Below are 19,609 nucleotides of genomic sequence, written 5' to 3'. Positions count from 1 at the left end.
CGAGCTCAAACGTTGAGGCCCGTGGCTCCATCTGGCCTGCTCCCCGCGACCAGATCCCTGTGCTTCGCGCGCCACAACCGGTGCGCGTCACCGAGCCGGCCGGCACGGGCGGGTCCGCAGCCCGTCGGCCCGCCGCGGCGGGCGTATAATGCGAGGCTCATTGATCAAGCGAGCGACGCCGCCATGGAAGCCGAACAACTCAACAGCATCGAGAACCGCATCGACGACATCGCCGGTCGCGCCGGCGAGCTGCGGAGGTATCTTTGACTACGATCAGAAAGCGGATCAGCTGAAGGCGGTCGCGCGCGAGCTCGAGGATCCGAAGGTCTGGGACAACGCCGAGCGCGCGCAGGAGCTCGGACGGCAGAAGCGCTCGCTGGAGAACGTCGTGCTGACGCTCGACCGCGTCGGCGATGGCCTGCGCGACGCTGGCGACCTGTTCGCCATGGCGCGCGACGAGGACGACGACGAAACGCTGCAGGCAGTGGTCGCCGACATCGACGGCATCGAGAAGGAAGTCGCCGCGCTCGAGTTCCGGCGCATGTTCAACAACCCGGCAGACCCGCTCAACTGCTTCCTCGACATCCAGGCCGGAGCCGGTGGCACCGAGGCGCAGGACTGGGCGGCGATGCTGCTGCGCATGTACCTGCGCTACGCCGAACGCAAGGGTTACGCCGTCGAGGTGCTCGAGGAGTCCGAAGGCGAGGTCGCCGGCATCAAGACCGCGAGCATCCGGATTTCCGGCGACTACGCCTACGGCATGCTGCGCTCGGAGACGGGCATCCATCGCCTGGTACGCAAGTCGCCCTTCGACTCGAACGCCCGCCGCCATACCAGCTTCTGCTCGGTGTCGGCCTACCCCGAGATCGACGATTCCTTCGCCATCGAGATCAACCCGGCCGACCTGCGCATCGACACCTACCGCGCCTCAGGTGCCGGCGGCCAGCACATCAACAAGACCGATTCGGCCGTCCGCATCACGCACCTGCCGAGCAACATCGTCGTCCAGTGCCAGAACGACCGCTCGCAGCACCGCAACCGCGCCGAAGCGATGGCGATGCTGAAGTCACGCCTCTATGAGGCCGAAATGCGCAAGCGGCAGGCCGAACAGCAGAAGCTCGAGGACGCCAAGTCCGACATCGGCTGGGGCCATCAGATCCGCTCCTACGTCCTCGACCAGTCGCGCATCAAGGATCTGCGCACCAATGTCGAGGTCGGCAACACGCAGGGCGTGCTCGACGGCGACCTCGACCAGTTCATCGAGGCCAGCCTGAAGCAGGGCGTCTGAACCGTGCCCGCCCGGGCGCGGCGACCTGCACTGCACCCTGTTCCTCTGAACGCACGAAAGCCGCAGACCATGCAACCCGACAAGCCGCAGGACCACTCGCCGGCGCTTCCCGCCGAAGACGAAAACCACATCATCGCCGAACGGCGCGCCAAGCTCGCCGAACTGCGCCAGCTCGGCCCGGCCTACCCGAACGATTTCGCGCGCGAGAACACCGCCGGCAAGATCAACGAGTTGTACGACGGCAAGCGCAGCGAGGAACTGGCCGAAGTACCGGTCGAGGTGCGCGTCGCCGGCCGCATCATGTTGAAGAGGGTGATGGGCAAGGCGTCGTTCATCACCCTGCAGGACCTCTCCGGCCGCATCCAGGCCTACGTCAGCCGTGACGACATCGGCGAGGACCTCTACGCGGCTTTCAGGCGCTGGGACATGGGCGACATCGTCGGCGTCGTCGGCACCCTCTTTCGCACGCGCACCGGCGAACTGACCATCCGCTGCGCGGCGATCCGCCTGCTGACCAAGTCGCTGCGGCCGCTGCCGGAAAAGTTCCACGGTCTCACCGACCAGGAACAGAAGTACCGCATGCGCTACCTCGACCTGATCACCAGCGAGCAGTCGCGCTTCACCTTCGCGGTGCGCAGCCGCATCGTGCAGTCGATCCGCAGCTACATGGTGCAGCATGGCTTCCTCGAGGTGGAAACGCCGATGATGCACCCGATTCCCGGCGGCGCGACGGCGCGACCGTTCCGGACGCACCACAACACGCTCGACATGGATCTCTTCCTGCGCATCGCGCCCGAGCTCTATCTCAAGCGGCTGGTCGTCGGCGGCCTGGAGAAGGTTTTCGAGATCAACCGCAACTTCCGCAACGAGGGCATCAGCCCACGCCACAACCCCGAGTTCACGATGATGGAGTTCTACGAGGCGTACTCGGAGTACCGGCAGCTGATGGACTTCACCGAAGGGCTGCTGCGCCAGAGCGCGCGCGAGGCGCTCGGCTGCGAGGTCTTCGAATACCAGGGCCGCACGCTCGATTTCGCGCGCCCCTTCGCCCGCCTGACGATCGTCGAGGCGATCCGCCAGAGCCATCCCGGCTTCAGCGTCGAGCAACTGGGCGATGCCGCCTGGCTGCGCGACCGGCTGCACGCGATGCAGGTCGCCTGTGCGCCGACGGCTGGCGTCGGCGCACTGCAGCTGCAGCTCTTCGAGGAGACGACCGAAGCCGACCTCTGGCAGCCGACCTTCATCGTCGACTACCCGGCCGAAGTCAGCCCGCTGGCACGCCGCAGCGATCGCAACCCGGAGATCGCCGAGCGCTTCGAGCTGTTCATCGCCGGGCGCGAGATCGCCAACGGCTTCTCCGAACTCAACGATCCGGAAGACCAGGCGGCGCGTTTCCTCGAGCAGGCGCGGGCAAAGGAGGCCGGCGACGAGGAGGCGATGTACTACGATGCCGACTACGTGCGGGCACTCGAGTACGGCCTGCCGCCGACCGCCGGTTGCGGCGTCGGCATCGACCGCCTGGTGATGCTGCTCACCGACGCGGCGAACATCCGCGACGTCATCCTCTTCCCGCAGATGCGCCCGGAGTAGGACGGCGGCGGCGGGCACGCATCCGGCAAGCGGTGGAACGGCACGCGATCGTCATCGGCGCCGGCCTCGCCGGCAGCAGCGCCGCCGAACGGCTGGCGGCGCGTGGCTGGCGGATCAGCCTGATCGATCGTGCGACAGCGCCCGGCGAGGGCGCCTCGGGCAATCGTGCCGGCGTCCTGCGACCGCTGCCCTCGCTCGACGACAACCGCCTGGCGCGACTGACGCGCGCCGCTTTCGAGTATGCCCTGAGCCACCTGCAGGCGCTCACCGCCGCCGGCCTGCCGCTGCGCTGGGGACAGACCGGAGTTCTGCACCTGGCGCGCGATGAGCGCCACGCGAGCACGCAGCAGCGTGTCGTCGCCGAGCAGAGCCCGGCTGCTGGCTACCTGCGCTGGCTCGATCGCACCGCCGCCAGCGAACTGGCCGGCTGGCCGGTGGCCAGCGGCGGCTGGTGGTTTGCCGGTGGCGGCTGGGTCGATCCGGCTTCACTGTGCCGCGCCAATCTCGCCCGGCACGGCGCCGCGGTGGTGCCACACTATCGGCGGCAAGTCGAACGCATCGACTACGAGGACGGCTGTTGGCGCTGCTTCACGGGCAGCGGTGAGCTCATCGCCACGGCACCGGTAATGATACTCGCCAACGCCAGCGACGCCCGCCGCTTCGCTGCCACCAGCCACCTGCCGCTGCGCCCGGCGCGCGGTCAGGTGTCGCATCTGCCGGCCGTCCCTGGCTCGCCACCGGCCATCGTCGTCTGCCGTCTCGGCTACGTGACGCCGGCGGTCGACGGTCTGCGCTGTGCCGGCGCCAGCTTCGCGGTCGACGACGACGAGGCCGGACTGCGTGCCGCCGACCACGCCGAAAACCTGGCGCGGCTCGAGCTCATCCTGCCCGGCTACGGCCGACACCTCGACCCCGCAGGGCTCGACGGCCGCGTCGGCTTCCGTCCGCTGTCGCCTGATCGCCTGCCGATGGTCGGCGCCGTCGCCGACGCATCCGTGATCGAGCCCGGGAGCGCTGGCACGTCGCTCGGCGAGTTGCGCCGCGTACCGGGTCTGTACCTAAGCAACGGTTTCGGCGCCCGCGGCATCGTCTGGTCGGCGCTCGCCGGCGAACTGCTCGCCTGCCTGATCGACGGCGGCCGGCCAGCGATCGCCGCCGACCTCATCGACTCCGTCGACCCGGGTCGTTTCCTGCTGCCGGGTCGGCGCCAGCGGCGAGCAGCAGGAGTGCGGCGATGAGCGAGCGACGCGAGGCGGCCAGCATGAGCTTCAGCTTCCACTACAGCGAGAGCGAGGATCGAATCGCCCTGCAGGTACCGACGGAGGACGACGAAACCGTGCTCTGGCTGACGCGACGGATGACCGCGGGCCTGCTGCTGGCACTGGTGACGCTGCTCGCGCGCAGCAACCCGAACGCATTGCTCGCTCCCGAGCACGCCGCCGAGATCCTCGGTTTCGAGCACCAGAACGCGCTCGTCGTCGCCAGCGGAGGCAAGGAACTGACGTTGCAGGCCAGCCGACTGCCGAAAAAGCTGCCGCTGCTTCTCGTCGAGCACGTGGAACTCAGCGCACTGACGAACGGTCGCGGACGCATCGTGCTGCGCGCCGGAGACAATCGGATCAGCCTCGAGCTGCCGCGCGAGAACCTGCACCTGCTGCACGACCAGCTGCTGGGACTGGCGAAGCACGCGCGCTGGAATCTCGATCTCGGCGAACCGTGGCCGGCATCTGCCGCCAGCGGTGACGGTCAGCCGCGCGTCACGCACTGAGCGATAGGCACCGCCTGCCGGCCGCCGCCTGCAGGCCAACAAGGCAGTCCGTACGGCGCACCCGGGAATGCCCGCTGACGCGCTTCAGCCCGCCTGCGGCTGGACGCCGAACGCACCGGCGCGCGCGTTCTCGCTGACCGCTCGCGCAGCGGGATGGGTCAGCCGCCGCTCCGCCGAAATCAGGAAGAAGCGCTCACGAACTTCCTCCGTCTCGCCCAGCTTGACGACGCGGTAGTGTGCCGTCACGTCCGCCACACTGGCTGCCGGCGCCGGAAAGACGCCGGCGCCGGCTTCGCCGAAAGCCTTCATCAGGGCGCTGTCATCGAATTCGCCGACGATGCGCAGCCGCATCCCCTGGCGCTCGAGCCAGCGCGGCAACGTCCCGTGCAGCGTGCTGTCACGTCCGGGCAACAGCAGCGGCGCACCGTCCAGACAATCCGGAAAGCAGCCCGCCAGCCGCGCAGCCAGCACCGGTGCGGCCATGAAAGCCACCGCCGATTCACCGAGCGGGTGGCTGTAGCCCTTGATCTCGGCGCCCGGAGGAATCGGGCGGTCGGCCAGGACCATGTCGAGCCGGTGGATCGCCAGGTCGGCGAGCAGGCGTTCCAGCCGGTCTTCCTGGCAGATCAGGCGCAGCGCCCCGGGAACCTCGAGCACCGGCGCCAGCAGGCGATGGGCGATGAATTTCGGCACGACATCGGCGATGCCGACGCGGAAGGTGATGAAGCGCCCGTCGCTGCCGTTCTGCAGCAGATCCTCGAGCTCGGCCCCGGTCTGGAAGATTTCCTCGGCGTAGGAGAGCGCCAGCTTGCCCGTCTCGGTCAGCTCGAGGCGGCGCCCGACGCGCCGGAAGAGCGAGACACCAAGCCGTTCCTCGAACTGGGCGATCTGCCCGGAGAGCGTCTGCGGCGTCAGGTGCAGCCGCTCGGCGGCGCGGCTGACGCCGCCCGAGCGGGCGACGCTGACGAAGTAATGCAAGTGCTTGTAGTTGATCATGCGACCGCCCGTCCTTCGCTTTTTTCGATCATAACGCATCGTTATATCTGTTTGTGTCGAAAGTTTTCCTGGCCCAGAATGCGCCGGTCTGCTTCCCAAACAGAGAGGAACACCATGAACCTGCAAATCCAGTCACACGACTTCGCCCTCACCGACGCGCTGCGCCAGCATGTCGCGACGCGCCTCGCCTGCGCGCTGAACCATGGTCAGGAGGTCGTCACGCGCATCATCGTGCGTCTTGCCGATGTCAATGGGCCGCGCGGCGGCGAGGACAAGTCCTGCAGCATCGAAGTCCGCCTCAAGGGTGCTCCGGCCCTGGTCGTCGAGGATACCCAGAGCGATCTCTACGTCGCCGTCGATCGCGCCGCCGGGCGAATCGGCCGCACGCTCGACCGCTACCTGGCGCGCAGACGCGAGTCGGCCATGCCGGCGGCCAGCCAGCAGTCGTCGCTCAGCGAGGAAACGCCATGACCGTTCGCTTCGCGTCCACCCTGACCGGGCTGCGCCGTGCGACCTCGCTGGCAGCAGCAGAGCGGGCAGCGATCACTGTCGCGGTACCGATCCGGGCGCTACCGTCGGCCGGCGGCCTCTGGCGGGCATCGGCATGAGCGCCAGCGTCGAGAGTTTCGCCACCGGCCCGATGTGGGCAGGCTTCATCGCTTTCGTCCTCGCCATGCTGGCGCTCGACCTGTTCGTCCTCGGCGGCAACAAGGTACGTCGGGTACCGGTCAGGGAAGCGCTGGCCTGGGTGATCGCTTGGGTCTGCCTGGCACTGGCTTTTGCCGGACTGCTCTGGTGGCACCTGCACGGTACCCAGGGCGCCGATGTGGCGCAGCGCAAGACGCTCGAGTTCCTCACCGGCTACCTGATCGAACAATCGCTGTCGGTCGACAACATGTTCGTGTTCGTCATGATCTTCAGCTACTTCGCGGTGCCACCGGAACTGCAGCGCCGCGTGCTGCTTTATGGCGTCGTCGGCGCCATCGTCATGCGCGCCGGCATGATCCTCGCCGGGGTGTGGCTGGTATCGGAGTTCGCCTGGGTGCTCTACGTCTTCGGCGCCTTCCTGGTGATCACCGGCATCAAGATGCTGATCTTCGCCGACCATGCGCCGGACCTCGAGAAGAACCCGCTGCTGCGCTGGCTGCGCGGGCATCTGCGCATCACCCCGGGCTTCCACGGCGAGTCGTTCTTCGTCCGGCAGAACGGCATCCTCTGGGCGACGCCGATGTTCCTCGTACTCGTCCTGATCGAGGCGAGCGACCTGGTGTTCGCGGTCGACAGCATCCCGGCGATCTTCGCCGTCACCACCGACCCCTTCATCGTCTTCACGTCCAACATCTTCGCCATCATGGGGCTGCGCGCGCTGTATTTCGTGCTCGCCGACATGGCCGACCGCTTCCACCTGCTCAAGTACGGCCTCGCCCTCGTGCTCGTCTTCATCGGCGGCAAGATGCTCGCTGCGCCCTGGTTCCACCTGCCGATCCAGTGGTCCCTGGCGATCGTCGCCGGCACCATCCTGCTATCGGTGGTCGCCAGTCTGGTCGTGACAAGGCCCCGGGCGGCGACGGAAGACACCGCATGAATGCGACGCTGAGCACGCTCCCCGGCAACGATCGCCGCCAGCGGGTACGCGCGTGGATCGGGCAGCCGCGCGTGCAGAACTTCATCATCGGCCTGATCCTGGTGAACGCCGCCCTGCTCGGCCTGGAAACCTCGGCGAGCGCGATGGCGGCGGCAGGCGGGCTGATCGTCGGCCTTGACCGCGCCATCCTGGCGGTGTTCGTCGGCGAAATCGCCCTGCGCCTCTACGCCCATCGCGCGGCGTTCTGGCGCGATCCATGGAGCGTGTTCGACTTCGCCGTGATCGCCATCGCCCTGCTGCCGGCAACCGGACCCCTCGCCGTTCTGCGCGCGCTTCGCGTACTGCGGGTGCTGCGCCTCCTGAGCATGGTGCCTTCGATGCGGCGTGTCGTCGGCGCCCTGCTGGCGGCGATTCCGGGCCTCGGCTCGATCGCCATGGTGCTGCTGATCATTTACTACGTCTTCGCGGTGATCGCCAGCAAGCTGTTCGCGGCAAGCCACCCGGAATGGTTCGGCGATCTCGGTCGCTCGCTGTACACACTGTTCCAGATCATGACCCTGGAGAGCTGGTCGATGGGCATCGCCCGCCCGGTGATGGAGAACTTCCCCCACGCCTGGATCTTCTTCGTCGCCTTCATCCTGGTGGCGACCTTCACCATGCTCAACCTGTTCATCGCCATCATCGTCAACGCCATGCAGAGCTACACCGAGGCGGAGCAGCACGGCACGCAAAGGGTCGTCGAAGCCGCGCGCGAGCACATCGAGGCCGACCTGCACGCCGAGATGCGCAGCCTGCGCGACGAAATCTGCGCGTTGAAATCGATGCTGTCCGGCAGCCAGGCCATGCCGCCCAGGCCGGCGTCGGAGCGCACCGGCAGCACAGAAGGATGAAGCAGCGACGGCAACCTCCTTTTCTTCCTCACGCCGAGACCACGCCAGGCAGCATGTCCGAGCCGGCATCGCCTGCCCAGCCCGACGACGAGGTACCCTGGCACGCCCGCTCCGCGACGACCGCGGCCAGAGACCTGGGTGTAGACCCTGCCGCCGGCCTCGGCAGCGCCGAAGCGGCGGCCAGGCTCGCCCACCACGGTCCGAACCGGCTCGTCGGCAAGGCGCCGGCTACGGCGGCATCGGCAGCATCAGGCCGGAGGACGGCCAGGGCTCACCCGACTGGCTGCCGTTGCTGGCACCGGCGGCGTTGTGCCCCGACAGCCGCATTCGCGATGGCGAGTTGGTCGGCGACCCGACGAAGGGCGCGCTGCTGGCGCTGGCGGCGAAAGGTGGCGTGGACCTCGAGGATCTGAAATGATCACCGGCGACCACCGCGCAACCGCCGCCGCCATCGCGCGCGACCTCGGCTTGCGCGGCGAGGCGCGCGAAGGCCGCGAGATCGAGGGCATCTCCGGCGCGGCGCCGAGCGAGATGGTCGAAGCGACCGCCGTCTTCGCCCGCGTCGCGCCGAGCACAAGTTGCGCATCGTCGAAGCACTGCAGGCGCGTGGCCATGTCGTCGCCATGACCGGCGACGGCGTCAACGATGCACCGGCGCTGGAGGCCGCCGACCTCGGCGTCGCCATGGGCATCACCGGTACCGACGTCACCAGGGAAGCCGCCACCCTGGTGCTCACCGACGACAATTTCGCCACCATCGTCCGGGCGGTCGAAGAGGGACGCACCATCTGCGACAATATCGTCAAGTTCGTGCGCTTCCAGTTGTCCACCAACATAGGCGCCATCCTCACCGTGCTCGGCGCCCCGCTGTTCGGCATGCCGACGCCCTTCACCGCGATCCAGATCCTGTGGGTCAATATCATCATGGACGGCCCGCCGGCGATGACGCTCGGCGTCGAGCCGGCGCGTCCCGGCATCATGCACGGCGTGCCCCGCGCAGCCGACACCCACATCCTGAGTGGCGCGCGCCTCTGGCGCTTGGGTTTCTACGGCCTGACCATGGCGGTCGGTACGCTCGCCGCCTACGCCTGGAGGGCACACGCAGGAAAGGACGGCGGCAGCGGCCACGCCTACGCCGTGACGCTGGCCTTCACCACTTTCGTCCTGTTCCAGTTCTTCAACATCTTCAATGCCCGCGCCGAGTTCGGCACCGCCTTCAATCGCCAGTTCTTCACCAACGGCAAGCTCTGGCTCGCAGTCGCCGGCGTCGTCGCACTCCAGGTGGTCGCCGTGCGTTGGGCGCCGGCACAGGCGGTATTCGACACCGTCGACCTGAGCCTCGGCGACTGGCTGCTGGCGACGGCGATCGCCTCGATGCGAGGAGGCGGCCTTCCGGCAAACCGTTTCGACAAGCGGGGGGGGCTCGCTGTCGATGGTTGCCGAAAGGCCTGCCTGCGCTTGCTGCAGCCGCCCGTGGCAGCACCGGCTGCCGACGTTTCCAGCGGGAATCGTCTGGCCGGACCACAGGCGCAGCCTTGTCTGGCGGCCCGATCACGCAAGGGGCCGAGACACCGACTGCAAGCGGCAAACAGCTTCGGTGACAATAAAGCACGTTTCGTGCCAGTCGGAAAACAATCATTAAAGCAGGACCGGCTGCTTGCGATCGGGAGCATCGTGTAAGAAAGGCCGACAGACGGGTGCGCTGGCAAGCCCTCCCATTGCGCAATACTGCCATGGGCAAACGCTGACATCGATGCGAGCGCCGCCGGTGGCGCCACCCAAGACCGCGGCATCGAGCAGCATCCCGATCAATAGACATGACCAGCGAGATCAGGACGTGAGCGTCGCCCAGATGAAGCCAACATAGAACAGCAGCAAAGCGAAGCCGCGGTCGCGCCCGATCAGGCCGCTGCGGCTGGGCAGCAGCAGGAGCAGCGCGAGGATGCCGCAGGTCAACGTCAGCGCCACCTCGGTCAGCGGTGCCGCGATCGGATGCAGGGTACCCGCTACGCCAACGATGGCCAGACCGTTGAACAGGTTGCTGCCGATCAATGTGCCGACGCCGACATCGTCGTGGCCACGCAGGCGCGAAAGGATCACCGTCACCAGTTCGGGCAGTGATGTGCCGATGGCTACCAGAATCGCCCCGATCACGTACGTGTCGACGGCCAAGGCGGCCGCGATTCCCGTTGCTCCGCTGACGAACAGGCGGCCGGCAACGATCAACGCACCAAGACCGAGCACACCGAGCAGCAGGCTCCTTCCGGCAGACAGTTCGCTGGTCTCGACATCCACCGCCAAGGCGCGCTGGCGCAGGGCACTGCGCACGATCCAGACCAGCCAGGCGAAAAACAGCGCCAACAGCAGCAATGCCTCGGGCCGGTCGATGCGTCCATCAAGAATCAGGACAAGAGTCAGCGCGGGGACTGCGAGGGCAAGGTAGAAATCGCGGCCAAAATCCTGCCGCGACGTCTGCACGCCACCATAAAGCAAGGCGAGACCGAAGATCAGCGCGACATTGACGACGTTGCTCCCCAGCGCATCGCCCAAACCGATTTCCGGTTGGCCGGCGAGAGCGGCGACGGTAGACACGGTGAGCTCCGGGCTGGAGGTGGCGAAGGCCGCCAGTGTCGTGGCCACCACCGCCTTTGGTACGCGCAGATGGCGTGCCGTGCCGAGGATGGACTTGAGGAATGCCTCGCCGCCCGCCGCGGCCAACAGCACGGCGCCCAGGATCAGGGCCGGATCGGTCATGGCGATTCGTCAGGCGCATCACGCGGGTCGCAGATGACCAGCACATCGCATCGCGACTCCGCCAGCACGTGCTTGGTCACGCTACCGAGCAGGAATTCCTCGACGAGATGCGATCCGTGCTTGCCGATGACGATCAGGTCGCTGGCAAGCTCCTGCGCGACGCCGATGATCTGCTGCGCAGGATCGCCATGAATGACCCGGACCAGATACTCCGCCGGCGCCAGACCGGCGGTTGCCGCCAGCTCGTGCAAGCGTTCGCGGCGGTTCTCGCTGCTGCTTGTGACGTACCGGCGGATCTCCTGCGCGTCGACACCTGCAAGCCGCAACTTGCCCTCGTAAGGCAACTCGAACGCGTGCAACAAGACCAGATCGGCCTTTGGCGCCCAGCGCCTTGCCAGGCGAACCGCCTCGAGCGACACCGGCGAGAAATCCACAGCAACCAGGACGCAGCCGTATGTTGCGTGGGGTTCATTCTTCACGACGAGAACCGGACGCTGTGACGACTTGCGCAGCAGCCGGGCTGCCGTCGGCCCCAGTACAGTGTGGCGCAGCGGCGACTCGCCACGCGCGCCGATGACCACCAGACGCGCATCCAGCGCGTCGGCTTCGGCAGCGATCGCGTTCAGCGGCTTCCCCTCGGCGATGCACGTGCGCGCAGCAACGCCACGACGGATCGCTGCGGCGCTGGTGAGCTCATCGAGGTGCTTGCGGGCGTCGCTGTTCAAGGCTGCCTTCACGGCGGATACATCGTCCCCCCACATCTCGCGCAGGCTGTCGAGGGCATCCAGCTCCATTGCGTGCAGAATGCAAAGCTCACTGCCGCTGCTGGCAGCCAGCAGAAACGCGCGCTCGACCGCATGGCGCGCCGGCGCGGAAAGATCGGTGGCGACGAGAATCGTCCGCGCGCTCGTCATTTGGCATCCTCCTCCACTGGGTTTTCAAGCACCGGCTGGTAGTCCCAGTCACGTATGTCCTGCAGCATCCGGTCGATATCGACGGTGGGAATCCGCAACATGCGCAAGGCGGTCGCGCCAAGGCGCAGGCTGGATTCGATCGCCTCCGGATAGGCATGGATCGCACCGGCGTTGACCAAGGCCGAACTGGCTTCCAGGTCGCGGGCACGCGCGATCACCGGCACATGCGGACAATGTTGGCACAGTGCAGCAATCGCCCGCAACGCGATGGCGTGCGAGTCGACGGTGACGATGGCCAGCGTGGCGCGCTCGGCCCTGGCCGCTGCAAGCAGCTCCGGATCGGCAATGTCGCCATAGAGCACCAGATGCCCGTCGGCCTGCCCTTGCTGCACCCGCTTTGGATCGGTGTCGAACGCCACGAAATCGACACCGCTCGCCTTCAGCAGTACCGCGATGGTATGGCCCACGCGCCCGTAGCCGCCGATCAGCACTTGGGGTGCGGGAAAGCCGCCCAACTGCTCTGCCACGGGAGGGGCGGCAACGACCGACCGGGCCAGACCGGAGGCGATCGCATGGTTGTAGCGGATGAGCAGGACGCCTCCGACCAGGGAGAAGAGGACGGCATTGAGCACGACCTGACCGGCCTGCGCATCGATCACGCTGCTGTCCAGCGCGATGGCAAGGAGCGCGAAACCAAACTCACCGCCGACGGCGAGCAGCAAGGCCGTTCGCCATGATGCAAGCGCGTCCATGCCACTGCGACGCACGATCAGTACGACGACGACAATCTTGCTCGACAGCAGCAGCAGGCTGCCCAGCAGGGCCCAATGCCAGATCCGGGGCAGTGAACTCGGATCGATCAGCATGCCGATACCAATGAAGAAGAGGCCGAGCAGCACATCGCGAAACGGACGAATGCTGGATTCCACCTGGTGACGGAACTCGGTCTCGCCCAGCATCATACCTGCCAAAAAGGCGCCAAAGGCCAGCGACAGCCCGAGACTGCTGGTGGTCGAGGCAGCCGCCAGCACGACCAGCAGGACCGTCAGGGTGAACAGCTCGGCGGAACGCCGCTCGGCGACGAGGTGGAAGAGTGGGCGCAAGGCCCAGCGCACGGCATAGAAGACCACGGCGAACGCGAGCATGGCCTTGGCCAGGGCCCAGCCGAGTTCGCCAGCCAGGGCGTAGATACCCGTGGCGCTGCCCAGCACCGGAATCAGGACCAGGAAAGGCACGGCGGTCACATCCTGGAACACGGAGATGGCCAGGCCGAGCCGGCCATGCGCGGTCGCGTCCTCCCCCTGTTCGGCCAATTGCCGGCCGATGATGGTAGACGAAGACTGCGCGAAGACGGCACCGATGACGAAGGCCACCGCCGGGTTCAAGCCAGCCAGCCACAGCAAGGTGGCTACTACAGCCGTGGTCAGTCCAACCTGCGCGGTACCGAGGCCCAGGATCTGATGACGCATCGCATGCAGTTGCGGCAGCGAGTAGTTGAGCCCGATCGAGAACAGCAGGAAGACCACGCCAAACTCGGCCAGCACCTTGAACTCCGGGACATGCACCGTCGGACCAGCCGTATGCGGCCCAAGGATCAACCCGACCAGCAGGTAACCCAGGCTCGAGGGAATACGCAGCCGCTGAAAGGCGACCATGATCGCCACAGTCACGGCCAGCAGGAGAATGATCTGAATCAGATGATCCATTTGGTCTATCCGCTCTCTGCGTTTCCTGGCCGAGACGCGGCGGGTCGGCCGCACCTCACTTGGCCACCCCGTCAAACCGGATCATCGCCGTCAGCACCTCGACCACATGATCGACGGCGTGGCGCATCGGCCACACGATGGTCGGCGCGCCCATTCTCGTCAAGGCTGCGCCGCCGAAGCCGTCGCGGGCGACGATCGCCACTTCGCCGGTGAAATGCAGGTCCCGCAGTCCGCGCAGCAGGTCCCGGTTCGAGACGATTTCCGGCAGGGTGCTGACTACCCAGCAAGGCCAATGGCCCGCGTTGCTGGTTGATGTCTGTGACCTGATATCGAGAAAAGGACTGCGAAGCGCGGTGCCGGCGGCTCGGCATGATCCAGTCCACCCCGGCTACGGGTGGCGCGCGAACGTGTCCGAGTATGTTGCCAAGCGGGCGGAAAAGCAAGGGCTCTGCGACCTCGAGGCGGCGGCTGCCGTTGACGATGCGGTTGCAACGGAACCGGCGAGCCGACTCGACGATCCGAGCCCCGAACAGCGGCGGGAGATCGCGGAGGCCGCTCAGCCGGCGCCGCCGCCGCCCCTACTCGCTGACGACCAACGTCAGTGGCTCCATCTCCCGATACAGCAGACCGAGCGGCGGCTTGCTCGAAATGGTGATGATCCGCGTCCCCGGCGGGTAGATCAGGTGATAGGTGAGGAACATGTGCGCCTCGTCGCAACCGAGCAGCAGTTCGCGCAGCGCCGAATAGCCCGCGGTGGCGAGCACTTCCACCTCGTCGTACTTGCGCCGGTTGAGACGGATCGAGCGCGATCGGAACTCGACTTCGGGATGCTTCTCGGCCAGCAACTGGTGCATCAGCCAGTGTCGCACTTCGGGCAGGACGATGACGCCGACGCTGTCGGCGCCGACCAACCACTCGACGGCACGTGCCTCGCCGAAGGGATCCGGAGCATGGTCACCAAAGGCCTGGCACCAGCGCGGAAAGAAGGCCGAGTAGCGGTGCAGGAGCTTCTCCATGATGCCTCGCCCGACTAGCGCCCACCGACCGCGCGATCGATCAGGCTGCCGACGACGTCGGTATCCGAAACGAAACCCTCGAGCTCGTTGTTGTCGATCACCAGCACGCTCTTCACCGAATACTGGATCATCAGGCGAGCCAGATAGCGCACGTCGAGGTGCTGCGACACCTGCAGCGCCGGTTTCTGGGCGATATCGTAGACGTTGAGCAGGTCGATGTCACCGTCTTCGGCGATCACCGCCCGCGCCACGTCACGATAGGCGATCAGCCCGTAGGCATCACCCGAGTGGCGTTTTTCGACGACCAGCGACTTGACGCCGCGCTCCTTCATCATCATCAGCGCCTCACGGACGGTCGCCATCGGGCTGATGGTGACGACCTTCTTCTTCATGATTCCGGCAACCAGCATGGCAGGGACTCCTTCAATCAATGATCGGGCAGGCAGGGAAAAACGCGGACCGGCGTTCGCCGCTCACAGCCCCTCCTCGACTTCGCGCCGGAAGGCCTGCATCTGCGCCAGGCCGATGCCGACGACACTGCCCAGCGGCAGCGAGAAGGCCAGGCCGCCACCGGGCAGGTCCATCTTCATCTGCATCTTGACGGCGCGCAGGATGCGCATCGCGAGCTGCTTCTCGACGACGCAGAGCAGCAGCGACTCCTTGCGCTCGAGCCCGAGGCCGAGGAAGGTCTTGCGCTCGTTGTGCCGCAGCCCCTTGCCCTTGACGATGGTGATGCCGGTGGCGCCGGCTTCCTTGAGGATATCGACCGCGCGGTTCTCGTCTTCCTCGGGAACGATCAGTACGACGGCGGAAAATTTCATCGTGTTTACTCCGTGACGGGTTTCCTGGCACGCAACAGCCAAGTGGCGAGCATGCCATACGACATGACGATGATCATCGGCAACAGCGAGGCGAAGGCGATCAGCCCGAAGCCGTCGATCATCGGGTCGCGGCCCGGCGTCCGCGCGGCCAGCCCGACGCCGAGCGCGGTGACCAGCGGCACGGTCACCGTCGACGTCGTCACGCCGCCGCAGTCGTAGGCGATCGGAACGATGAACCGCGGTGCGAAGCGGGTCATCAGCAGGACCAGCAGGTAGCCGGGAATCAGCCAGTAGGCGATGTTGGTGCCGTCGACGATGCGCGCGCAGCCGATGACGATGCCGATGCCGACGCCGATCGACACCAGCGTGCGCAGCCAGAAGCCCTTCAACTGACCGAGGCTCACTTCGTCGGCCTTGATCGACAGCGCGATCAGCGCCGGTTCGGCCATCGTCGTCGCAAAGCCGATCAGGAAACCGTAGAGGTAGAGCACCCACATCGCCACGCCATCACGCATCAGGCCGCTGGTCATCTCGTCGCCGAGCGGGAAGAGCCCGACCTGCAGCCCCTCGTCGAACATGAACAGGCCGACGGCCACCAGCACCATGCCCACCGCCAGCCCGCGCGGATCGGCCAGCGGCCGGCGCAGGATGACGAAGCTCGAGAACAGGACGACGGCGATGATCGGCAGCAGGTTCCGCACCATGATCAGGAAGTCGAGCAGCATCTCGAGTGCGGCGTACTGGTGCTGGTCGTCGCTCGGCATCAGCAGCACGACGCTGCCGGCCGCGGCGGGAACGAAGAAGACGATGCCGTAGAGCTGGATGATGATCATCGGCGCCAGCGCGCCAAAGGCGATCAGGCCGAAACCGTCGAGCATCGGATTGCGGCCGCGGATGCTCGTCGCCAGACCGACGCCGAGGGCGGTGAGCAGTGGCGCGGTGACGGTCGAGGCGACGACGCCGCCGGAATCGAAGGCCAGGCCGACCAGTTGCGGGGGCGCGAAGGCCGTCAAGGCGATGACCACGAGGTAGCCGGGGATCAGGTACTTGCCGATCGAGTGGCCGAGGACGATGCGCCAGACGCCGACGACGACCGCCAGCCCGACGCCGAGCGCCGCCACCATGCGCAGCGTCAGCGCGCCCATGCTGCCGCCCGATACCGCCTCGGCCTTGTAGGCGACCGCCATCAGCGCCGGCTCTGCGGCGACCGAGGCGAAGCTGACGCAGAAGGCGAAGAACATCAGCCAGAGAAAGGAACCGCGCCGGGCGAAGTCGAAAGCCATCGTCTCGCCGGCAGGAAAGATCGCCGCGTCCAGCCCCTTGACGAACAGCGCGAGGCCAAGCAGGACGACGGCAAAGCCACCGATCAGCGCCGCCGGGCTGTCGGGCATGCGCTGGATGAAGAAGATCTGGAAGATGAGGACGACGATCAGCGTCGGCGCCAAGTCGCGCGCCGCTTCGTGCAGCAGTTCACGGATGACGCGGACGAGCGAGCCGAGCCTCATCCTAGCTCCCGGCCGTCGCCGGTCGCCGCGAACCGACAGGGAGAGCGGACGACCGGTCAGACTGGATCAGCGGCTGCGCGACACGCAGGAGAGCAGTCGGTCGATCGGTCGTTGTCGTCATGGCCGCGGATGATGCCGGAAGTTCGCGGATGCGGCAAGAGGCGGCAAGATAAATCACCCTGGCATTGCCGGCGCGAATGCCGCGGCGCTCGTGCCACATGGCGCGGGCGGCGCAGGTGGCCCCGGATCAGCCGTCCCGGCGCGCCCGGTCCCGGATTGACGGCGGCAGACCGTAAAGGCCATACTCATGTCCGCATCATCGAGGTTCCAGCACGCTGCCGGAGCGACTTCCTCAACTCGGTCCTGGTGACCCGATTGCCGAGCTGATCGCCGCGTTGTCACCACCGGGACCAAATCCCATCCGTTATCGCCGCAAGGCCTGCCCATGATCGACCGCTTCGCGCCCGTCCTGCACATTCTCGGCATCCTGATCATCGGCTTCGGCGGGCTGATGCTGCTGCCGCTCGGCCTGTCGTGGCTGACCGCCGACGGCGCCCACAGTGCCTACGACGAAGCCGTCCTGATCACGCTGGCCGCAGGCGGGCTGCTGACCTTCACGGCGCGCCACCAGAAGCGAGAGATGCGCGTGCGCGAGAGCTTCCTGCTGGTGGCTCTGATCTGGGCGCTGTTGCCGGCCTTCGGCGCGCTGCCGCTGTATCTGCACATCCGCGAGCTGTCGTGGACCGACGCCTATTTCGAGGCCGTGTCGGGACTGACGGCCACCGGCGCGACGGTACTTTCCGGTCTCGACCACCTACCGCTGTCGATCAACTTCTGGCGCACCTTCATGCACTGGGTCGGCGGTCTCGGCGTCGTCGTCCTGGCGGTGGCGATCCTGCCGCTGCTCGGCTTCGGCGGTCGCAGCATGCTCAAGGCGGAAACGCCGGGGCCGATGAAGGACAGCAAGATCACCCCACGCCTGACCGAAACCGCCAAAGGTCTGTGGGTGGTGTACGTGATCCTGACGACGGCCTGCGGCATCAGCCTCTACCACGCAGGGATGAGCCCCTGGGATGCGATGATGCACGCCTTCTCGGTGATGGGCCTGGGCGGCTTCTCGACCAAGGACGCCAGCCTCGGCCATTTCGCCAGCCTCGAGATCGAGATCGTCGTCACCTTCTTCGCGCTGCTCGCCGGAATCAACTACAGCACGCACTTCCTCGCCCTGTCGAAGCGCTCGCTGCGCGTCTACCGCTTCGACGTCGAGGCACACTATTTCCTCGGCTTCCTCGCCTTCAGCAGTCTCGCGCTGACCCTCTACCTGATGCCCGACGGAATCTACGAGGATTTCCTGACCACCTTCCGCTACGTCGCCTTCCACTCGGTGTCGCTCGCCACCTCGCTCGGCTTCGCCACCACCGATTATGCGCAGTGGCCGCTGTTCGCACAGTTGTGGATCCTGTTCCTCGGCAGTTTCGTCGCCTGCTCGGGATCGGCCGGTGGCGGCATCAAGATGATGCGCGCGGTGATCCTCTACAAACAGGTGTTCCGCGAGCTGATGCGGGCGATGCACCCGCGCGGCCTGCAGAGCGTGCGCTTCGGGACGAGCGTCGTTCCCGACCACGTGCTGCACTCGATCCTCGGCTTCCTCTTCATCTACGTCGTGTCGATCGTCTCGCTGACGCTGCTGATGGTCGCGACGCGGCTCGATGTCATCACCGCCTTTTCCGCCGTCGTCGCCTGCATCAACAACACCGGCCCCGGCCTCAACCTGGTCGGACCAACGACCACCTACGCCGTGCTCAGCGACTTCCAGACGTGGATCTGCACGTGGGCGATGCTGCTCGGCCGGCTCGAGATCTTCACGCTGCTGGTGCTGCTGATGCCGGCATTCTGGCGACGCTAAGGCCGCAGCATCTCGGCCAGCGCCGCCATCAGCCAGGAACGCATGCCGATGACGATGGTGTAGGGACGGCGCTGCTCGGGCGGCAGCTTCTGGTCGGCCAGGTGCTGATTGGAGAAGTCCTGGCCGACGCGCAGCAGCCGTTCGCGAAACGAACTGGCCAGGCTGCGCCCGATTTCGCCGTGCACCACCATCAGCATTTCCGACTCGCCGTCGAAACCGCCGGCGAAGTAGTCGTGCAGCACTTCCCTGCGGAAGAAGTCCATCACCGGCCCGTGCGGCAGCCAGCGGAATCCCTTGGCTACCTTGAGCCGATAGCGGTTGCCGGGGCGCAGGTCGATGATGCCGATGCGATCGAGCTGGGTCAGCGCCTTCACCAGCTGGACCTCGCTCAACTCGTAGGTGGCGAGGATCTCCTCGGCGGGTAACTGGCTGATGACACAGATCGCCACCACCAGCAGGATCCGGTCGGCGACCACCGCCTTCTCCTGCGCCAGGGTCAGTTCCAGCATCAGGGGCTGGGTGTCGGCGATGCGCCGCGCGAGGTCGGCGAAATCGAGGTTGAGCACGCGACAGATGTCGTCGATGCGCGAGAGCGGCATGTCACCCCTTTTGGCGAGCATGCGCTTGACGCTGGACTCGGCCATGCCGAGGCGCTCCGCCAGTGCCGCGTAAGTGATGCCGGCGGACCTGAGTTCGGACTTGAGCAGCGCGATGAGGTCGACGGTGGTGCTCATGGCACGCTGCCTTCCGGAAAGAAGTACCTTCAAACGATACCACGAGTCACTCCTGAAAAGACACCGTATCTCTTCCTTGTACCGCCATCGCACTCATTCCATGATGCGCCCGTCACCTCGATCACCCCAGGAAAGGA

The 19,609-nt window shown here is 66.5% G+C and carries 20 protein-coding genes and 1 pseudogene; 11 read left to right on the top strand and 10 right to left on the bottom strand.

The window, feature by feature from the left end:
• Nucleotides 1-183: 183 nt before the first annotated feature.
• The 4 genes from prfB (at nt 184) to V5B60_RS10200 (ending at nt 4,646) form a co-directional block, all read left to right on the top strand.
• Nucleotides 184-1,288 (top strand): peptide chain release factor 2 gene (gene prfB, locus V5B60_RS10215; protein ID WP_332346898.1). Its coding sequence is split into 2 segments (ribosomal slippage): nt 184-264 and nt 266-1,288, totalling 1,104 coding nucleotides; the frame shifts between segments, so codons are not numbered across the junction.
• 69 nt (nt 1,289-1,357) lie between these two features.
• A complete protein-coding gene (gene lysS, locus V5B60_RS10210) occupies nt 1,358-2,878 on the top strand; it encodes a lysine--tRNA ligase (RefSeq protein ID WP_332346897.1) in 1,521 nt (506 codons plus the stop codon).
• Between the two features lie 32 nt (nt 2,879-2,910).
• The gene (gene mnmC, locus V5B60_RS10205) at nt 2,911-4,116 is read left to right on the top strand and encodes an FAD-dependent 5-carboxymethylaminomethyl-2-thiouridine(34) oxidoreductase MnmC (RefSeq protein ID WP_332346896.1); all 1,206 of its coding nucleotides are present in this window, start codon (nt 2,911-2,913) and stop codon (nt 4,114-4,116) included.
• Complete coding sequence (locus V5B60_RS10200; RefSeq protein ID WP_332346895.1) at nt 4,113-4,646, top strand: hypothetical protein; 534 nt, start codon at nt 4,113-4,115, stop codon at nt 4,644-4,646. Before mnmC ends, V5B60_RS10200 begins: the two co-directional genes overlap by 4 nt.
• Nucleotides 4,647-4,730: 84 nt before the next feature.
• Here V5B60_RS10200 and nhaR read toward each other — a convergent pair whose 3' ends face one another.
• Nucleotides 4,731-5,642, bottom strand: a complete 912-nt coding sequence (nhaR, locus tag V5B60_RS10195; RefSeq protein WP_332346894.1) for a transcriptional activator NhaR — start codon at nt 5,640-5,642, stop codon at nt 4,731-4,733.
• Nucleotides 5,643-5,756: 114 nt separating this feature from the next.
• On the opposite strand from nhaR, the gene hpf reads away from it, so the two are divergent.
• The 6 genes and pseudogenes from hpf to V5B60_RS10165 all read left to right on the top strand — a co-directional run.
• The gene (gene hpf, locus V5B60_RS10190; protein ID WP_332346893.1) at nt 5,757-6,113 is read left to right on the top strand and encodes a ribosome hibernation-promoting factor, HPF/YfiA family; all 357 of its coding nucleotides are present in this window, start codon (nt 5,757-5,759) and stop codon (nt 6,111-6,113) included.
• Complete coding sequence (locus V5B60_RS10185; RefSeq protein WP_332346892.1) at nt 6,110-6,250, top strand: hypothetical protein; 141 nt, start codon at nt 6,110-6,112, stop codon at nt 6,248-6,250. Before hpf ends, V5B60_RS10185 begins: the two co-directional genes overlap by 4 nt.
• Nucleotides 6,247-7,227 (top strand): TerC family protein, encoded by a 981-nt coding sequence (locus V5B60_RS10180; protein WP_332346891.1) that lies wholly within the window; start codon nt 6,247-6,249, stop codon nt 7,225-7,227. The genes V5B60_RS10185 and V5B60_RS10180 overlap by 4 nt, the downstream gene beginning before the upstream one ends.
• Entirely contained in the window at nt 7,224-8,117 is an 894-nt protein-coding gene (locus V5B60_RS10175; protein WP_332346890.1) for an ion transporter, read from the top strand. The genes V5B60_RS10180 and V5B60_RS10175 overlap by 4 nt, the downstream gene beginning before the upstream one ends.
• On the top strand, nt 8,114-8,530 hold the full coding sequence (locus tag V5B60_RS10170) for a cation-transporting P-type ATPase (protein WP_332346889.1): 417 nt from the start codon (nt 8,114-8,116) through the stop codon (nt 8,528-8,530). The genes V5B60_RS10175 and V5B60_RS10170 overlap by 4 nt, the downstream gene beginning before the upstream one ends.
• Nucleotides 8,529-9,490: pseudogene (locus tag V5B60_RS10165) on the top strand (HAD-IC family P-type ATPase); the annotation flags it as partial. The gene V5B60_RS10170 and the pseudogene V5B60_RS10165, both read left to right, overlap by 2 nt.
• 456 nt (nt 9,491-9,946) lie before the next feature.
• On the opposite strand, the gene V5B60_RS10160 reads toward V5B60_RS10165, so the two are convergent.
• The 8 genes from V5B60_RS10160 to V5B60_RS10125 form a co-directional block, all read right to left on the bottom strand.
• Complete coding sequence (locus V5B60_RS10160; RefSeq protein WP_332346888.1) at nt 9,947-10,870, bottom strand: calcium/sodium antiporter; 924 nt, start codon at nt 10,868-10,870, stop codon at nt 9,947-9,949.
• Complete coding sequence (locus V5B60_RS10155; protein ID WP_332346887.1) at nt 10,867-11,784, bottom strand: universal stress protein; 918 nt, start codon at nt 11,782-11,784, stop codon at nt 10,867-10,869. The genes V5B60_RS10160 and V5B60_RS10155 overlap by 4 nt, the downstream gene beginning before the upstream one ends.
• Nucleotides 11,781-13,490, bottom strand: coding sequence for a cation:proton antiporter domain-containing protein (locus V5B60_RS10150; protein WP_332350522.1), 1,710 nt, complete (start codon nt 13,488-13,490; stop codon nt 11,781-11,783). Before V5B60_RS10150 ends, V5B60_RS10155 begins: the two co-directional genes overlap by 4 nt.
• A gap of 55 nt (nt 13,491-13,545) precedes the next feature.
• Complete coding sequence (locus tag V5B60_RS10145; protein WP_332346886.1) at nt 13,546-13,692, bottom strand: hypothetical protein; 147 nt, start codon at nt 13,690-13,692, stop codon at nt 13,546-13,548.
• A 376-nt stretch (nt 13,693-14,068) separates the two neighbouring features.
• Entirely contained in the window at nt 14,069-14,506 is a 438-nt protein-coding gene (locus V5B60_RS10140) for a hypothetical protein (RefSeq protein WP_332346885.1), read from the bottom strand.
• 14 nt (nt 14,507-14,520) lie between these two features.
• On the bottom strand, nt 14,521-14,916 hold the full coding sequence (locus V5B60_RS10135) for a CBS domain-containing protein (RefSeq protein WP_332346884.1): 396 nt from the start codon (nt 14,914-14,916) through the stop codon (nt 14,521-14,523).
• A 63-nt stretch (nt 14,917-14,979) separates the two neighbouring features.
• Entirely contained in the window at nt 14,980-15,327 is a 348-nt protein-coding gene (locus V5B60_RS10130) for a P-II family nitrogen regulator (RefSeq protein ID WP_332346883.1), read from the bottom strand.
• A 5-nt stretch (nt 15,328-15,332) separates the two neighbouring features.
• Nucleotides 15,333-16,832, bottom strand: a complete 1,500-nt coding sequence (locus V5B60_RS10125) for a DUF1538 domain-containing protein (protein WP_332346882.1) — start codon at nt 16,830-16,832, stop codon at nt 15,333-15,335.
• Nucleotides 16,833-17,277: 445 nt separating this feature from the next.
• Between V5B60_RS10125 and V5B60_RS10120 the strand changes: the two genes are divergently transcribed.
• Nucleotides 17,278-18,738: a TrkH family potassium uptake protein gene (locus tag V5B60_RS10120; RefSeq protein ID WP_332346881.1), complete on the top strand. Its 1,461-nt coding sequence runs from the start codon at nt 17,278-17,280 to the stop codon at nt 18,736-18,738.
• Here V5B60_RS10120 and V5B60_RS10115 read toward each other — a convergent pair.
• The gene (locus V5B60_RS10115) at nt 18,735-19,472 is read right to left on the bottom strand and encodes a helix-turn-helix domain-containing protein (protein WP_332346880.1); all 738 of its coding nucleotides are present in this window, start codon (nt 19,470-19,472) and stop codon (nt 18,735-18,737) included. The two genes, V5B60_RS10120 and V5B60_RS10115, sit on opposite strands and share 4 nt — an antisense overlap.
• Nucleotides 19,473-19,609 lie beyond the last annotated feature (137 nt).

This window comes from Accumulibacter sp., from assembly GCF_036625195.1.
In the GTDB taxonomy this organism is placed as follows: domain Bacteria; phylum Pseudomonadota; class Gammaproteobacteria; order Burkholderiales; family Rhodocyclaceae; genus Accumulibacter.
Note: the sequence above shows the minus strand (reverse complement) of the source record. Positions and strands in the feature narration are given on the sequence as shown.

Bases quoted from the DNA above. Each gene is read 5' to 3' on its own strand.
- V5B60_RS10180 (WP_332346891.1), top strand. From the start codon at position 6,247: ATGAGCGCCAGCGTCGAGAGTTTCGCCACCGGCCCGATGTGGGCAGGC.
- V5B60_RS10135 (WP_332346884.1), bottom strand. From the start codon at position 14,916: ATGCTGGTTGCCGGAATCATGAAGAAGAAGGTCGTCACCATCAGCCCG.
- V5B60_RS10115 (WP_332346880.1), bottom strand. From the start codon at position 19,472: ATGAGCACCACCGTCGACCTCATCGCGCTGCTCAAGTCCGAACTCAGG.
- lysS (WP_332346897.1), top strand. From the start codon at position 1,358: ATGCAACCCGACAAGCCGCAGGACCACTCGCCGGCGCTTCCCGCCGAA.
- V5B60_RS10125 (WP_332346882.1), bottom strand. From the start codon at position 16,832: ATGAGGCTCGGCTCGCTCGTCCGCGTCATCCGTGAACTGCTGCACGAA.
- V5B60_RS10140 (WP_332346885.1), bottom strand. From the start codon at position 14,506: ATGGAGAAGCTCCTGCACCGCTACTCGGCCTTCTTTCCGCGCTGGTGC.
- V5B60_RS10175 (WP_332346890.1), top strand. From the start codon at position 7,224: ATGAATGCGACGCTGAGCACGCTCCCCGGCAACGATCGCCGCCAGCGG.
- V5B60_RS10200 (WP_332346895.1), top strand. From the start codon at position 4,113: ATGAGCGAGCGACGCGAGGCGGCCAGCATGAGCTTCAGCTTCCACTAC.
- V5B60_RS10120 (WP_332346881.1), top strand. From the start codon at position 17,278: ATGATCGACCGCTTCGCGCCCGTCCTGCACATTCTCGGCATCCTGATC.
- nhaR (WP_332346894.1), bottom strand. From the start codon at position 5,642: ATGATCAACTACAAGCACTTGCATTACTTCGTCAGCGTCGCCCGCTCG.
- hpf (WP_332346893.1), top strand. From the start codon at position 5,757: ATGAACCTGCAAATCCAGTCACACGACTTCGCCCTCACCGACGCGCTG.
- V5B60_RS10170 (WP_332346889.1), top strand. From the start codon at position 8,114: ATGAAGCAGCGACGGCAACCTCCTTTTCTTCCTCACGCCGAGACCACG.
- V5B60_RS10155 (WP_332346887.1), bottom strand. From the start codon at position 11,784: ATGACGAGCGCGCGGACGATTCTCGTCGCCACCGATCTTTCCGCGCCG.
- V5B60_RS10150 (WP_332350522.1), bottom strand. From the start codon at position 13,490: ATGGATCATCTGATTCAGATCATTCTCCTGCTGGCCGTGACTGTGGCG.
- V5B60_RS10130 (WP_332346883.1), bottom strand. From the start codon at position 15,327: ATGAAATTTTCCGCCGTCGTACTGATCGTTCCCGAGGAAGACGAGAAC.
- V5B60_RS10160 (WP_332346888.1), bottom strand. From the start codon at position 10,870: ATGACCGATCCGGCCCTGATCCTGGGCGCCGTGCTGTTGGCCGCGGCG.
- V5B60_RS10185 (WP_332346892.1), top strand. From the start codon at position 6,110: ATGACCGTTCGCTTCGCGTCCACCCTGACCGGGCTGCGCCGTGCGACC.